Origin of the sequence: Bariatricus sp. SGI.161 (assembly GCF_050313695.1) — a bacterium.
GTDB lineage: Bacteria > Bacillota > Clostridia > Lachnospirales > Lachnospiraceae > JAFBIX01.
The window spans coordinates 89,105-104,721 of sequence record NZ_JBNPLX010000001.1 but is presented as its reverse complement, the minus strand read 5'-3'; the positions used below and the strand labels follow the sequence as shown (position 1 = coordinate 104,721).

General features: G+C 39.2%; 12 protein-coding genes. 8 read left to right on the top strand and 4 right to left on the bottom strand.

Features of this window, described 5'->3' with window-relative positions; genetic code table 11:
* Window positions 1–93 precede the first annotated feature (93 nt).
* From ACQRBH_RS00465 to ACQRBH_RS00455, 3 genes are all read left to right on the top strand, one after another.
* Complete coding sequence (locus ACQRBH_RS00465; RefSeq protein ID WP_427760584.1) at window positions 94–861, top strand: ABC transporter ATP-binding protein; 768 nt, start codon at window positions 94–96, stop codon at window positions 859–861.
* Complete coding sequence (locus ACQRBH_RS00460; protein ID WP_427760582.1) at window positions 854–2,839, top strand: FtsX-like permease family protein; 1,986 nt, start codon at window positions 854–856, stop codon at window positions 2,837–2,839. The genes ACQRBH_RS00465 and ACQRBH_RS00460 overlap by 8 nt, the downstream gene beginning before the upstream one ends.
* 94 nt (window positions 2,840–2,933) lie before the next feature.
* Entirely contained in the window at window positions 2,934–3,278 is a 345-nt protein-coding gene (locus ACQRBH_RS00455; RefSeq protein WP_235231827.1) for a cupin domain-containing protein, read from the top strand.
* Between the two features lie 78 nt (window positions 3,279–3,356).
* On the opposite strand, the gene ACQRBH_RS00450 is transcribed toward ACQRBH_RS00455, so the two are convergent.
* Window positions 3,357–4,454 (bottom strand): pyridoxal phosphate-dependent aminotransferase, encoded by a 1,098-nt coding sequence (locus ACQRBH_RS00450; protein WP_235231828.1) that lies wholly within the window; start codon window positions 4,452–4,454, stop codon window positions 3,357–3,359.
* A 130-nt stretch (window positions 4,455–4,584) separates the two neighbouring features.
* On the opposite strand from ACQRBH_RS00450, the gene ACQRBH_RS00445 reads away from it, so the two are divergent.
* The 3 genes from ACQRBH_RS00445 to ACQRBH_RS00435 are packed head-to-tail and all read left to right on the top strand — an operon-like array spanning window position 4,585 to window position 9,929.
* Window positions 4,585–7,875: a DUF5717 family protein gene (locus tag ACQRBH_RS00445; protein ID WP_427760580.1), complete on the top strand. Its 3,291-nt coding sequence runs from the start codon at window positions 4,585–4,587 to the stop codon at window positions 7,873–7,875.
* A gap of 19 nt (window positions 7,876–7,894) precedes the next feature.
* Window positions 7,895–9,178 (top strand): DUF5716 family protein, encoded by a 1,284-nt coding sequence (locus ACQRBH_RS00440; RefSeq protein ID WP_427742248.1) that lies wholly within the window; start codon window positions 7,895–7,897, stop codon window positions 9,176–9,178.
* Window positions 9,153–9,929, top strand: coding sequence for a hypothetical protein (locus ACQRBH_RS00435; protein ID WP_235231835.1), 777 nt, complete (start codon window positions 9,153–9,155; stop codon window positions 9,927–9,929). Before ACQRBH_RS00440 ends, ACQRBH_RS00435 begins: the two co-directional genes overlap by 26 nt.
* Before the next feature lie 34 nt (window positions 9,930–9,963).
* On the opposite strand, the gene ACQRBH_RS00430 is transcribed toward ACQRBH_RS00435, so the two are convergent.
* The 3 genes from ACQRBH_RS00430 to ACQRBH_RS00420 all read right to left on the bottom strand — a co-directional run bounded on the left by ACQRBH_RS00430 (window position 9,964) and on the right by ACQRBH_RS00420 (window position 12,364).
* Window positions 9,964–10,749: an amino acid ABC transporter ATP-binding protein gene (locus tag ACQRBH_RS00430; protein WP_235231837.1), complete on the bottom strand. Its 786-nt coding sequence runs from the start codon at window positions 10,747–10,749 to the stop codon at window positions 9,964–9,966.
* 15 nt (window positions 10,750–10,764) lie between these two features.
* Complete coding sequence (locus tag ACQRBH_RS00425; protein ID WP_235231838.1) at window positions 10,765–11,451, bottom strand: amino acid ABC transporter permease; 687 nt, start codon at window positions 11,449–11,451, stop codon at window positions 10,765–10,767.
* A 97-nt stretch (window positions 11,452–11,548) separates the two neighbouring features.
* Complete coding sequence (locus ACQRBH_RS00420) at window positions 11,549–12,364, bottom strand: transporter substrate-binding domain-containing protein (RefSeq protein WP_235231839.1); 816 nt, start codon at window positions 12,362–12,364, stop codon at window positions 11,549–11,551.
* Between the two features lie 209 nt (window positions 12,365–12,573).
* Here ACQRBH_RS00420 and purF point away from each other — a divergent pair, with 209 nt between their 5' ends.
* Window positions 12,574–14,001: an amidophosphoribosyltransferase gene (gene purF, locus ACQRBH_RS00415; protein WP_427760578.1), complete on the top strand. Its 1,428-nt coding sequence runs from the start codon at window positions 12,574–12,576 to the stop codon at window positions 13,999–14,001.
* A gap of 39 nt (window positions 14,002–14,040) precedes the next feature.
* Window positions 14,041–15,474, top strand: coding sequence for an adenylosuccinate lyase (gene purB, locus ACQRBH_RS00410; protein WP_427742244.1), 1,434 nt, complete (start codon window positions 14,041–14,043; stop codon window positions 15,472–15,474).
* The last annotated feature ends 143 nt before the right edge of the window (window positions 15,475–15,617 follow it).

Below are 15,617 nucleotides of genomic sequence, written 5' to 3'. Positions count from 1 at the left end.
TATACAGGGAAAATGTAATTCAATTCGATGGAAGGACATTTTCCCGTTTTTTATAATAAGATTTGTAGAGAACAAAGAAAGGATGGATAGATTATGGCACTGTTGGAAGTGAAAAATGTAAAGAAAATATATACGACTCGTTTTGGGGGCAATCAGGTGGAGGCACTTAAGAATGTGAATTTTTCTGTGGAACCAAGAGAGTATGTTGCAATCATGGGAGAATCAGGATCGGGAAAGACGACTCTTTTGAATATTCTTGCGGCACTGGATAAGCCTTCCAGAGGAAAAGTATATTTGAAAGGCAGAGATCTTGGAAGTCTTAGAGAGAAAGAAATTGCAACATTCAGACGTCAAAATCTGGGGTTCGTGTTTCAGGACTTTCATCTTCTGGATACGTTTCCTCTCAAAGATAATATCTTTTTGCCTCTGGTACTTTCTGGCAAAAAGTACGAAGAGATGGAAAAGCGATTAAGGCCGATTGCAGAAAAACTTGGTATTCAGGGAATATTGGACAAATATCCTTATGAAGTGTCTGGCGGACAGAAGCAAAGGGCAGCGGTAGCAAGAGCGCTGATTACCAGGCCGCAGTTGATTCTGGCAGATGAGCCTACAGGAGCGTTGGATTCCAGGGCAGCAGATGATCTGATGAATCTTTTTACGACCATTCATCAGGACGGACAGACAATCGTAATGGTCACTCATAGTGTGAAGGCGGCAAGCAACGCAAAACGGGTGTTGTTCATCAAAGATGGCGAAGTGTTCCATCAGCTGTATCGCGGCAGTCTTACCAATGAGGAAATGTATCAAAAGATCTCAGATACACTGACCGTGTTAACAACGGGAGGTGAGAGGCATGAGTAGCTCCATTTATTCCAGGCTGGCTGTGACAAATATTAAAAATAACCGAAAGACCTATGTTCCGTATATCCTGACGGCTATTCTGACGGTTATGATGTACTATATTATGGATGCTCTTTCCAAAAACCCGGAAATTGGAGATGGAAGTCTGAAATCAGTATTGGATTGTGCAGTTTGGGTTATTATAATTTTTACAATTATTTTTCTGTTCTATACAAATAGTTTCCTGATCAAGAGACGGAAAAAAGAAATCGGCGTGTACAATATACTGGGCATGGGAAAGCCCCATATAGCAAGGATGCTTACAATTGAAACGATGATTACAGCAGTGTTCAGCATTGGCGCAGGGATGATCTGTGGAATTATTTTCAGCAAATTGATGTATCTGATTTTTTTGAAAATCCTGCACTACGACATTGGAATGAAATTCAATTTATCAGTAGATTCACTTCGCAATACATTAATCCTCTTTGTCGGAATATTTTTGCTGACATTGGGATATAACCTGCTTCAGATTAAACTGTCGAATCCAATAGAACTGCTTCTTGGAAGTGAGCAGGGTGAAAAAGAGCCAAAGACAAAATTACTATTGACAATATTTGGCGTGATATCACTTGGAATTGGATATTATATTGCTATTATAACAAAAGAACCATTGACGGCTCTCACTAATTTTTTTGCAGCGGTTGTATGCGTAATCTTAGGAACATACGCATTGTTTGTGGCAGGCAGCATTGCATTACTTAAAATGCTTCGCAAAAATAAAAAATTTTATTATCAGACCAGACATTTTACGGCAGTATCCGGCATGATTTACCGTATGAAACAGAATGCAGTCGGACTGGCCAATATCTGTATCCTCAGTACGATGGTTCTGGTCATGATATCAACCACAGTATCTCTGTATGCAGGAATGGATGATATCTTACATATACGATTCCCGAAAGAATGTAAAGTGAGTATCGAGACTGCCAATCCTGAAAATGAGCATATGGCAGATCAGATTATTGAAGAAGAAACCAAAAAAGCAGACGTTAGCCTGGAAAATATTCTTCAATATCATAATGAAGAATTAATGGCATCAAGATCAGACGATGAATTTCAGTTGAGAGAATTTGGAAATTATGCGGTTGCTAATACTTGCGAAATAAATCTGATTCCGCTGGAAGACTTCAATCAGATGGAAAATCAAAAGAGGAGTCTCATGAAAGATGAAGTCCTTGTATACAATGTAAAAGGAATATATGGGAAAGATACGATTAAAATTGGTGACAAAGAGTATCATGTAGCAGAAGAACTGGAACACATGAAAGTAGAACCAAAAAACCAGTCCGGGATATATGAAACCTATTATGTGATATTCCCAGATATAGATCAGATTCAGGATGTGCTAAATCATGTATATCAGGATAGTACAATGGATGCAGACTGGATTGCCAAGAAAAGCAGCATTTCTTACGATATATCATTTGACCTGAAGGGGAAAAAACAAAATTGCAAAGATGCAATGAATGTTATCAAGAGCCGGATTGAAAATGAAATTCCGAATGCATCCTGTGAAAGCCGTGAATTAAGCCGCAAAAGCTTTTACGGTTTATACGGCGGACTGTTTTTTATCGGAGTCTATCTTGGAATCATGTTTCTGATGGCAACCGTACTTATCATCTATTACAAACAGATTTCCGAAGGATACGATGACCGCAAACGTTATCAGATTATGCAAAATGTAGGAATGAGTAAAGCAGAAGTCAAACGTTCTATCCGAAGTCAGGTACTTATCGTATTCTTTCTTCCACTGGTAATGGCAGTTATACACATCACTGTAGCGTTTGGTGTGATTACAAAATTACTGGCAGTATTAAACCTCGTCAATGTCGAATTATTCCGACATTGCACAGTCGCTACCGTTGCAGTATTCGCTGCATTCTATGCAGGAGTATTCACGATTACTACCAGAGAATACTACAAAATTGTTAAATAGATGTTGTTGACACATCCCTTTCTTAGGTTGTATTGTGTATATAGAACATATCATCAATGAACTAGGATGATAGCGATAAGGAGGAGCATGTAGTATGACAAAAGCCGGAGAAAGAGAATTAGTAAAAGTAGAGCATGTGAATGGAGGAGCAGGGTTCATCACAAGAGAGCAGTTGGTTTCTTCTGAGGAAGTCGGAGAAGCTTGTAGGATGTATGCGAAGATATCGGTTCTTCCGAACTGTGAGATTGGATATCATGAGCATCATGGAGAGACGGAATCGTATTTTATATTGTCTGGACATGGAATGTATGATGATAATGGTAAAGCGTATCCAGCTGAACCGGGGGACTTATTCCTGTGTAAAGACGGAGATGGACATGGGCTGAAGAATACTGGAACAGAAGAACTTACATTTATGGCATTGATACTTAAAAAATAATATGGGTAGTTTTCATAGACTAAGTGAAAGGGAGTAAGTTGTCGGAGGACTTACTCCCTTCAAAAGTTAAATATATAATTATAGATTTCGGAAAATATCCATAAGCCGGTCATTGTCTTTTGGCATCATGATACAAAATCGCACATATTCTCCCTCAAGACTTTCAAAAGAGGAACAATCACGGATCATCATACGTTCGCGGATTGCGGCTTCAAATACATCAAATGAAGTAATACCTGTTTTAAGAATTCGAATCAGGATAAAGTTCGCATAGGGATTATAGATTTTTAATGTGCCTTGGGCTTCTAGCTTTTTCAACTCTGTGTAGAGTCTGGTACGTTCAGAGTCAATCAGCTGATAGGTAGCATGGATGTATTCTTTGTCATTTAACATAAGTTCGCCTGCAAAAGCGCCGATACTGTTCAGACTCCATGGATTTTGATGGGTAATCAGAGCCTGAAGAAATGCTTCGTTACTTGTAAGCCCATAACCAAAACGCAGCCCTGGAGCGGCGAAGAATTTGGAGACACCACGGATGACCATGAAGTTGTCGTATTTTGGAACAAGAGGGATAGAACTGATTTCGGTTCCTTCAGGGGCAAATTCCACGTAAGTCTCGTCGATCATGACGAAAATATCGAGCTCTTTGCAGCAGTGGATGATCTGTTCCATATCATTTATGCTGATAGCAGAAGAAGTAGGATTGTTTGGATTACAGATGATTACAAGATCGATTTCTTTTGTTAAATTATTTAAAAAATCTGAAATATTTAGACAAAAGTTATCCTCTTCCTTTAGATGATAGTATTCCAGAGTTCCACCGACCAGGGAAAGTTCTCGTGCGTATTCTGAATAGGTAGGTCCGAGTACAAGGGCTTTTCGAGGAGCACGCTGACTGATCAGAAGGGAGATTAGTTCGGTAGAACCATTCCCGACTACAATATGCCGTGGATCTGCATTACAGTAGGAACCTATGTTTTTTTTGAGACTGGTGTAATTTCGGTCTGGATAGCTGCTGATGATGTCCAGATTACCGGCCAGTTTCTTTTTTACTGTCTCTGATAATCCAAGTGGATTGACATTTGCGCCGAATTTAACGATTCCTTCGGCGGAAATGTGGTAATATTCTGCAATCTTTTCTAAATCACTTCCGTGAAATTCTGGTTTCTTTTCCATATCTATGCATCCTATTCTATAATAATTTCATGATTTTGTGTTTCTGGCATTGCCTTTACTTATCAATCAATGCTATAATTTATTATAGTATGTTTTTAGAAAAATGCAACGAAAGAAGCAGGTGTCAGACTTGAAAAATAAAATCCAGAAATTTTCCAAAGGAGACTTTCAGCTCAAACAACCTGATGTCATATTTGATGAAACAAATCTGGTTCTCATTATAGGAGAAGGGGAAGTATATCGGGGGAGTTTTACAATTAAGGCGAATAGTGAGGGAACAATACGGGGGTTGGTCTACCCGTCTTCTTTTCGCGTTCATTTTAAAGACCAGGGATTCGAGGGGAATCCTGCAAAAATAGAATTTACTTATGATGGAAGAGGATTGCGTCCCGGACATGTAGAAGAAGGAAAATTCACAGTTGTGTGCAGCGGCGGAGAGTATGAACTGTCATTTACTGCAATTATTGAGAAGCCTTATGTGATGACGTCTTATGGTAAAGTGCAGAGTACGGATGATTTTCGCAAGCTTGCCATTAAGGATTTTTCTGAGGCGGGAAGATTATTCCGTTCCAAAGAATTCTATGAGATATTAAAATATGAAAATGAGAGAACATTTTATCTTTATGATAATATGCGGAAATGGTCACTTGGTGAACAGGCGATGGAAGAATTCCTGGTAGGAATAAAACAGAAAGAGTGTATCTTTCTGACTTTGCCGGGAGAAGGTATGTTGTTTGAGGATATTTCGGAACCTACCAAGGGAACTTTGACGCTGATGAAGAATACCTGGGGATATATGCCGATTCATATTGAGACTGAAGGTGGGTTTATTCGAGTATCCCGGCCGGAAATCAGCACCGAAGATTTTGTGGGGAATGCGCATGAGATTGAATATGTAGTCCGTCCGGAGCGTTTGCATGCTGGACGTAATTATGGTGCGCTTAAGTTTGTTACACCTTATGAGACCTTGAAATATGAGATTGAAGTTCTGCAGAATCAGGAATATCATGAAAATCACAGAGTACCGGAACTTCTGCTTGCGCAGATATTGAAAGAATATGTTGGGTATATTGGCGGAAGGATTAAGCTGGAAAATTGGATCGACAGTGCAGTTGAGAAGATGACTGCACTTCGAAAGTTAGAGCCGCAGAGTGAACTCTATCAGTTGATGCAGGCTCAGATTTATCTTGCGGGTAATAAAGTAGAAGAAGCAAAATGGATTCTTGAAAATTATAATTATAATAGATTTGCAATCGGAAAGGATCCTGTGACAAATTGTTATTATCTTTATCTGACAGCGCTTGTCAGAGGTAAGGGGAATCATGTAGAGCGTGTACTTGATGAGATTGGCAAGACTTATATGCGTCATCAAGATTCATGGGTCCTTCTGAGCATGTTGTTAGATCTTGATCCTAGATATAAGAATGCATATAAAAGAATTGAAGTATTAGAGCAACAGTTCGAATACGGAATACACGGTGTATTATTCTATCTGGAAGCATATTTGTGCTATCAGGAGAAGCCGACACTGTTGAAAAAACTTGGAACATTTGAGATGCAGGTTCTGAACTTTGCATCCAAATACCGTTTAATGACGAAGGAATTAGCATTGTACGTGTCGAATTTTGCCAGTCAGCAGAAGAACTACAGTGATTCTATGTTCCGGATTTTGGAGCGTATATATAAGATGTACAATGAGCCAATGATTCTGAATACTATCTGTACCCTTCTGATTAAAGGAAATAAGACACAGAAGCGTTATTTTGTGTGGTATCAGCGTGCAGTTGATGCGGAATTAAAGATCGCGCAGTTGTACGAGTATTATATGATGACTCTTGATGAAGACAATGCCAGAGGACCACTTCCAAAGACAATTCTATTGTATTTTATGCATGGGAATTCGCTGAATTATAAAAAGGCAGCTTTTCTTTATGCCAATCTGATAACCTATGAAGAAACGGCTGGAGATTTATACTTGAATTATAGGGAACAGATGGTGGCGTTTACATGGGATCAATTGATGAAGCGCCATATTACAGAGTCTCTTCGAATATTATATAAGAGATTCTGCCAGGAAGAAGAGATGACGGCAGAACTGATGGAAGCCATGCGGGACATCTGTTATTCTTATGAGATCAAGACGAAAGTTCCAAACATGAATTGTGTTCTTGTAATTGAGAAAGATGGAGCAATCCGGCAGAGAGTTCCATACGATGAAGATGGTGCAATTATTTTCCTGTATGATAAAGAATCAAGGATTGTATGGGAATCTGTAGAAGGACGTCATTATACGGATTCTATTGCATATGAGACAAGACGGCTCTTTTATGAACCGCGTTTCCTTGATATGTGTCGTAAGTATGCAGCATCAACGGGAATCTGGAAGCAGGAAAATGAAAAGGAAGAGCCGACGTTTGAAAAAATAAAAGTTAAAGGAATCAATGCATTTGATGAAAAAGACGTATTTCGCATGTGCAGTAAACGGATTCGTGAGGATAATTATGAAGAAGATGAGTTCTTAAATTATCTTTGTATTGAATTGTTCAAAAGACAGCAGTATGATAAGGTGACTCTGATGTATCTTGCGAATTATTACTGCGGTGCGACCAGAGATATGAAAAAACTCTGGAAAGTATTACGGGAATATGGAATCCCTGCATTCAAAGTCGGAGAGCGTATAATTACCCAGATGCTATTTTCTGAAAATCTGTTTCAGGAAGAAGAGATATTTGAAGATTACTATATGTCTGATAATGTCTATTTTCGTTTGAAACAGGCGTATCTGGCCTATGTATCCAGAGAATATGTGGTATATGGACGAAGTTTGAAATCCTGTGTATTTGATATGATTGCAAATGAATGTGATAAAAAAGAAGAATTACCGGATATCTGTAAAGTTGCGCTTTTAAAGTATTATTCCGGACGAGATTATACTGCAGCTTTGGAAGTAATCCTTCATCAAGTATTGAGAGAGATGTGCGAGAAACAGATTGTTTTCCCGTTTTATCTGCAATATAAGAAAGAATGGCTTAGAGAAGTACAATTGTATGATAAGACAATGATTTCTTATCAGTCAGCGCCAGGAAGCAGAGTTACTTTGTATTACAAAGTAAAACAAGGGAACCGTGATGGATTGGGGTATCAAAGTGAAGCCATGATGCCGGTATATGAGAATTTGTATGTAAAACAATTTGTCCTGTACGACGATGAATCCGTGAGTTATTATTTCGCGGAAAGCAGGGAAAAAGAGGATATCACTACAGAGAAATCTGTGTTGAAAAATGAGAATCAAATTGCAGGCTCTGGAAAATATGGAAAGTTAAATGATATGACTAAGATGGCGCCTGCATCGCGCAGAAAAGCGATGATAGAGTACCAGGAAGAAGAAATTATGGCAGAACATTTATTTAAGATTTATTAGGAGAGAGGAGGATATGATAATGAAAAAAGGCAGTATTCTGGGCTATGATCTAAATGAAAAGAATTGCCAGATCAGTTATTACGACGAGAACAAAGAAGAACCTGAGACACTGGAAGTTTCCGTAGATAATTATCAGATTCCTCTGGTATTAGGATATTATAAAGAACATTGGGTTTATGGAAAAGAGGCGAAGAGGCTTGCGGCAATCAATGAGGGATGTACGATAACCGATCTTTATAATAAGGCGGTACATCGAGAAAAAGTAAGAGTTGGTGCACGTAATCACGATGCAGTATGGCTCCTCGCCAAGTTTGTTAGTCTGACACTGGAAGAATTTGAAGATATCAAATTTATAACGTTTACAGTTCCGTTTACGAATATTGATATGTCAAAAATGATGAAAGGAATTGGTCAGCATCTTGGCGTTCCGAAAGAAAAAGTATGTGTTCAGGATTATAAAGAGAGTTTTTGTCATTATATGTTTTATCAACCAAAAGAGTTGTGGCAGTATGAATCAGCATTATTCTATTGTGATGCGCATGAGATACGGGCTTATATGCTGCGGAAACTGAATGCAATCAGTGGCAGAGGAAAAGATATGTTCGTGACAGTTGATGAAGTGGCAAATGCGCGTATGAAGGAGCTGGAAGCAATCTATCCGGTACTAAATGTTGATAAAGCAAAAGATGCGGATGAGCGATTTAAGACATTTATTCAGAGCGTATTTGAGAAAAAGGTAGTATCTTCCGTATATTTGACGGGAGAGGGATTTGAGAATAATTGGTATCCGAATTCTTTGAAAGTACTTTGTAATGGAAGGAGAGCTTTCCTAGGCAATAATTTGTACAGTAAAGGAGCGTGCTATACATCAATCCGAAAATGTCTTGATTATGATGAGGGACCGGTCTATCTGGATGAAACCAAGATGACGGAGCAGATATGTCTGCGTATGCGGGTGAATGGTCAGGAAGGCTGGTATCCAATTGTCTCATGGGGAACCCATTGGTATGAAGCAGATGGACAATGGGATGTGATCCTGGAAGATACCTCAGATATCGAAATTCACGTAGAGACATTGGCAGGAGAAGAACTTCAGGTTGAAACGGTTTCGCTGGAAGGTCTCCCTGAAAGAAGAGATTATTCTCTGAGAATTCAGATTGAAGCAATGTTTATGGATGAACGTACCTGTAAGCTCACATTTAAAGATGTCGGATTTGGAGAATTTTTCCTGTCGTCCGGTTTTCAGGTAGAGAAGATATTACATTTAGGAGGAATCAATGGGCAGTTTAATTCTATGTCATAGAAAAAAAGCAAAACAACCATACGAGATATCCAGAGTTCATATGAGAATCTATACGATAGAGGAACTGTGCTATTATATATGCAACAATCTGTATCTGATTGATTATACGATTATAAACAGACAGCTTTGTAATTGGATTGACACTGAATTAGATATGAAAGAGCTGGCTGATAAGCTGCGCGAAGAATTGAGGCAGAACTGTTCGATGGAGCAATTTGTGTTGACAATTTTGAGAGAATCAACGATTTATGCAGCGGCGGATATTAATAAGATCCAGAGTTTGTTAGAACATCTTCAGAACCAGAAAGATGTAGAACGAACAAAGTATAAAGCAGACAGTTTGCAAAATAGTGGAGAATATGAAACTGCGATACTGGTATATCAGTCTATCATCAATCAGGAGTGGGATGATTCTGTGCCCAAGATGTTTTATGGTAAGGTGTATGCATGTCTGGGAGCGGCTTATGGACATCTGTTTTTATATGAGGAAGCTGCCAGGATGTATCAGGAAGCCTATCGAATATGCGAGGAATCAGATCTGTTGAAGGCATATCTTTATTGCTGTTATCGTTTTATGCCGGAAGATCAATATGTGAAAATGTTATCAGGAAATCCTATTTACCTGAGTGTGAATTCTCTTTTGAGAGACGAGATGAAAGAAGTGCAAAAGGAAATTGATATAGATATGCCGGAAGAACAGCTGGTACAGTGGAAAAAGGAATATCGCAGAACGGATAAGAAAACAGTATAAAATTAACAGGCACCTGAAAAAGGTGCCTGTTGTGTTATCCTTGTGTAAATCGAGACAGGAATTGTTTTGTACGTTCTTCTTTAGGGTGTTCGAATACTTCGTAAGGATCTCCCTGTTCGAGAATGTATCCATCGTCCATGAAAATCACCTGATTGGCAACATCTCTTGCAAATGCCATTTCATGTGTGACAATAATCATTGTAGTGTTCTTGTCTGCAAGTTCTTTGATTACTTTCAATACCTCTCCGGTAAGCTCTGGATCCAGTGCGGAAGTTGGTTCATCAAAGCAGAGAATATCAGGCTGAAGTGCTAATGCGCGGGCAATTGCGACACGCTGGCATTGTCCTCCGGACAATTGATGAGGATAATTATCCATACGATTTTCCAGACCCATTTGAATGAGAAGGTTTTCGGCCTGTGATTTGATCTCTTCGTGGATTTCCTTTTTCTTTGCTTTGTAATCAGGCTGCTCTTTGGCTAATAATTCTTTGGCCAGCATAACATTTTCCAGAGCAGTGTACTGTGGAAAGAGATTGAATGACTGAAAAACAAGACCAAAATGAAGCCGTTTTTTTCGAATTGCGGTTTCTTTTTGTGTAGATGGATCCGCATAGTCAAATAATGTTTCTCCATTTACACGGATAATACCTTTGTCTGGTTGTTCTAAAAAGTTCAGACAACGCAGAAGAGTGGTCTTACCGCTGCCGGATGAACCAATGATGGATACGACTTGCCCCTTTTCCAGAGAAAAACTGATGTCCTTCAATACTTCTGTGTTATTAAAAGATTTGCAAATATGTTCAACTTCTAAAATAGCCATTGTATGACCTCCCTTTTATCTAAAATAGTCCAGTTTCTTTTCCAGACGCCCAAGCAAAACAGTAAGAACGCCGTTGAAAATCAGATAGTAGACAGCTGTGAAGAACAATGGCCAAATAACACCAGAAATTCCTTGTGAGCCTTTCATAAAGGCCTGGCCAGCCCAGATGATCTCTTGCAATGCAATGATTCGGGCCAGTGAAGTGTCTTTTACCAAAGTAATGATTTCATTGGACATTGGCGGAACAATATGTTTGATCATCTGTAATAACTTTACTTTGAAGAAAATCTGAGTTTTAGTCATTCCAAGTACAAGACCGGCTTCTTCCTGGCCTACAGGAACACCTTGTATACCGCCGCGATATATTTCGGAAAAATAACAAGCATAGTTTATAATGAAAGAAACGGATGCAGCGAGAAAACGGCCGGTTTCACCACTGCCCCAGATTGGATTGTGTAATACAAGTCCAGGAAAATAATATATTATAAGCAACTGAATCATAAGTGGAGTACCACGTACGATCCAGACAATCAACTTTGTAAGATAACTCAAAGGTTTAAAATGGGACATAGAGCCAAAAGAAATAATCAGACCCAGAGGAAATGCCCCGATCAATGTTACAAAGAAAAGTTTTAAAGTTTGTAAAAAGCCGATGTTTAGTGAGTTGATGACAACCGGCATCTGTTCCATTATATGTTCCATAGGATTATCCTGCTTTCTCTTTATGTAATGATTCTAGTGAAAAATAGAGAGCGGGGAAAACCGCCCTCTATGAATATACATTACATTATTATTTTGATTATTGTTCAAGAATGGCATCCTTTACACCATATTTCTCAGCACATTCCATCATGCTGCCATCTGCATAGCTGGAAGCGAAGAATTCATTCAGTGCTTCTGCCAGATCAGATCCTTTACGGAAACCAACACCGTATTCTTCACTGTTCAGTTCTACTGTATGAGTTAAGGATTCGTAACTTGTTCCTTCTCCGATCATAGCAGCTGCCATAAGTAAATCGATAACAGCAGCATCAGATGTTCCTGCAGATACTTCCATCAGAGCATCTGCCTGAGATGCAACTGCTGTATACTCAAGATTCAAAGCACTAACTTCTTCTTCACCGGCACTTCCTGTTTCAACTGCGAAAGCGAGATCAGCAAGACTGTCGGTATCCTGATATTGATCTGCCTTATCAGAAGGAACTACAACAACCTGTGCGTTTTTGCAGTATGCATTGGAGCATTCCATTGCACTTGTAACTTCGTCTGTTAATGTCATACCGTTCCATACGCAGTCAATGGTCTTGCCATCAAGCTCCATAATCTTGTTATCCCAGTCGATTTCAACAAATTCAACATCAACTCCAAGGCTGTCTGCAAATGCTTTTGCCATGTCAGCGTCAAAACCAACCCATTCATCGCTGCCTTCTTCTTTGTAATCCATTGGTTCAAAATTTGTAATACCTACGACCAATGTTCCCTTTTCTTTTACGTAATCAGAATCGCTTTGGCTTTCTGTTGACTCCTTGCTGTCTTCTTTAGAATCAGAAGAACCACAAGCTGCCAAGGACAGAACCATGATTAATGATAACGTGAATGCAATAAATTTTTTCATAGTACATCTCCTCAATATTATTGTTAAATTATATTTCTTTTACGTTACAATATTATCAAGTTAGCAGACTAAAGTCAACAGGATTTTTAAAGAAGAGAGATTGCTTTTCTGAACACCTTGTATTATACTGGTATTGCATGTCAAGTGCATTGATACAGTACTTTGTATGATTTGGGTATAAAAAAAGAATAAGTAAGGAGCTTACATTCATGGATAACTTTGAAAAAGTTACGACAGGTATGGGAGAGGAATGTGGAGTTTTTGGAGCCTATGATATGGACGGAAGCGATGTTGCTTCTGATGTATACTATGGGCTTTTTGCGTTGCAGCACAGAGGACAGGAAAGCTGTGGTATTGCTGTGACGGATACTTATGGGGAAAGAAAAGTACATTTTAAAAAAGGACTTGGTCTGGTAAATGATGTTTTTGATGCCGAATCATTGGAAGCATTACATGGTAATCTTGGGGTTGGTCATGTCCGCTATTCAACAGCTGGAGGTACAAGGGCAGAGAATGCTATGCCGCTGGTTTTGAATTATGTAAAAGGAACTTTGGTGATTGCACATAATGGTAATTTGACGAATGCAGTGGAACTTCGGCATGAATTGGAATATACGGGGGCTATTTTCCAGACAACCATTGATTCTGAAGTGATTGCATATCATATTGCAAGAGAACGTCTGAAGACGAAGAATGCCGAAGATGCAGTAAAAAAGGCCATGAAAAAAATAGAAGGTGCTTATGCATTGGTAGTAAGTTCTCCGAGAAAGATGATTGGTGCAAGAGATCCATATGGTTTCAAACCTCTTTGTATCGGAAAAAGAGATAATACTTATTTTTTGGCTTCTGAAAGTTGCGCGATTGCGGCAGTTGGGGCCGAATTTGTCAGAGATGTGGAACCGGGTGAAATCGTAAGCATTACGAAAAAAGGAATCAAATCCGACATGTCGATGGCAATTCATCCTGCGAAACAGGCAAGATGTATCTTTGAATATATTTATTTTGCCAGAACAGATAGCTGTATGGATGGCGTAAATGTTTATCATTCGAGAATTGTTGCGGGAAAAGCATTGGCAGAGTCTTATCCTGTGGATGCGGATCTGGTAGTTGGTGTGCCAGATTCTGGTCTGGTAGCTGCAAAAGGATATTCGGAACAGTCTGGAATTCCCTACGGAATGGCATTTCATAAAAACAGTTATGTCGGCAGGACTTTTATTAAACCAAAACAAAGTGAGAGAGTCAGCAGTGTCAAAATCAAGCTGAATGTTATCGAAGAAGTAGTCAAGGGGAAAAGAATTGTTATGGTAGATGATTCTATTGTAAGAGGAACTACCAGTGCCAATATTATTAAAATGTTGAAGAAAGCAGGGGCGAAAGAAGTTCATGTCAGGATCAGTTCGCCGCCATTCTTGTATCCTTGCTATTTTGGTACCGATGTACCATCTAATGAACAGCTGATTGCCCATTCACATACGACAGAACAGATTCGTGAGATGATAGGGGCGGATTCACTGGGATATATGGAGATTGACAAATTAAAGGATATGGTAGGGAATCTGAGCTATTGTGATGCTTGTTTTACCGGCAAATATCCAGTAAAAGTACCGGGGAAAGATGTTTCCCTGGCATTTGAGTAGTAGATCTGTAACAAGGAAAAAGAAAAGGAGAATCAGATTATGAGTAATGACAGATATCAAAGCCCGCTTTCTGAGCGTTATGCTAGTAAGGAGATGCAATACATCTTTTCGCCAGATAAAAAGTTCAGAACATGGAGACGACTTTGGATCGCTCTTGCAGAAACAGAAAAGGAATTGGGACTGCCAATTACAGAAGAACAGATTGAAGAATTAAAAGCTCATGCAGATGATATCAACTATGATGTAGCAAAAGAAAGAGAGAAAATTGTGCGTCATGATGTTATGTCGCATGTATATGCGTATGGACAGCAGTGTCCTAAAGCAAAGGGGATCATTCATTTGGGTGCTACTTCTTGTTATGTTGGCGATAATACAGATGTCATTTTAATGTCTGATGCTTTGGAATTGGTGAGAACAAAGCTGATTAATGTAATAGCAGAACTTGCGAAATTTGCTGATGAATATAAGAACCTTCCGACTCTGGCATTTACACATTTTCAGCCGGCTCAGCCGACAACTGTTGGAAAACGTGCAACACTTTGGATGCAAGAGTTTATGATGGATCTTGAAGATTTGGAATATGTAAAAGGAAGTCTTAAATTACTGGGCTCTAAAGGAACCACTGGAACACAGGCAAGTTTCTTGGAATTGTTTGATGGCGACCAGGAGACGATTGATAAAATTGATCCGATGATCGCAGAGAAGATGGGATTTAAAGCGTGCTACCCAGTATCCGGACAAACATATTCTCGTAAGGTAGATACCAGAGTATTAAACGTTCTTGCAGGCATTGCGGCAAGTGCACACAAGTTCTCGAATGATATCCGACTTCTTCAGCATTTGAAAGAAGTGGAAGAACCATTTGAGAAGACACAGATAGGATCTTCTGCAATGGCATATAAGAGAAATCCAATGAGAAGTGAAAGAATTGCTTCGCTTTCGAGATATGTTATGATTGATGCACTGAATCCGGCTGTCACTTCCGCAACACAGTGGTTTGAAAGAACTCTGGATGATTCTGCTAATAAGCGTCTCAGCGTACCGGAAGGTTTTCTTGCAATTGATGGTATTCTTGATCTGTGCCTGAATGTAGTAGATGGTTTGGTGGTATATCCAAAGGTGATTGAGAAACGACTTATGTCTGAACTCCCGTTTATGGCAACAGAGAATATTATGATGGATGCTGTGAAAGCTGGTGGCGACAGACAGGAACTTCATGAAAGAATTCGTGAGTTGTCAATGGAAGCAGGCCGTAATGTGAAAGAAAAAGGGCTGGATAATAATCTTCTCGAACTGATTGCGGCTGATCCGGCATTCAATCTGACATTGGATGAGCTGAAGAAAACAATGGATCCGGCAAAATATACAGGTCGTGCATCTGTGCAGGTAGAAGCGTTCCTTGAAAATGTTGTGAAACCGGTTCTGGATGCCAATGAGGATGTCCTTGGTATGACTGCGGAAATCAATGTTTAATATTACCAAAAAATAAAAAATCAAGTGTTTTTTTGAAAAATCTTAAATGGCGTAAACGGCGTGTTTACGCCGTTTTTTTGTTGGGTAATGACTGACGAAAGTCATAAAATGGCAAAAGTGACGAAAATTCTTCAAAATTCTCT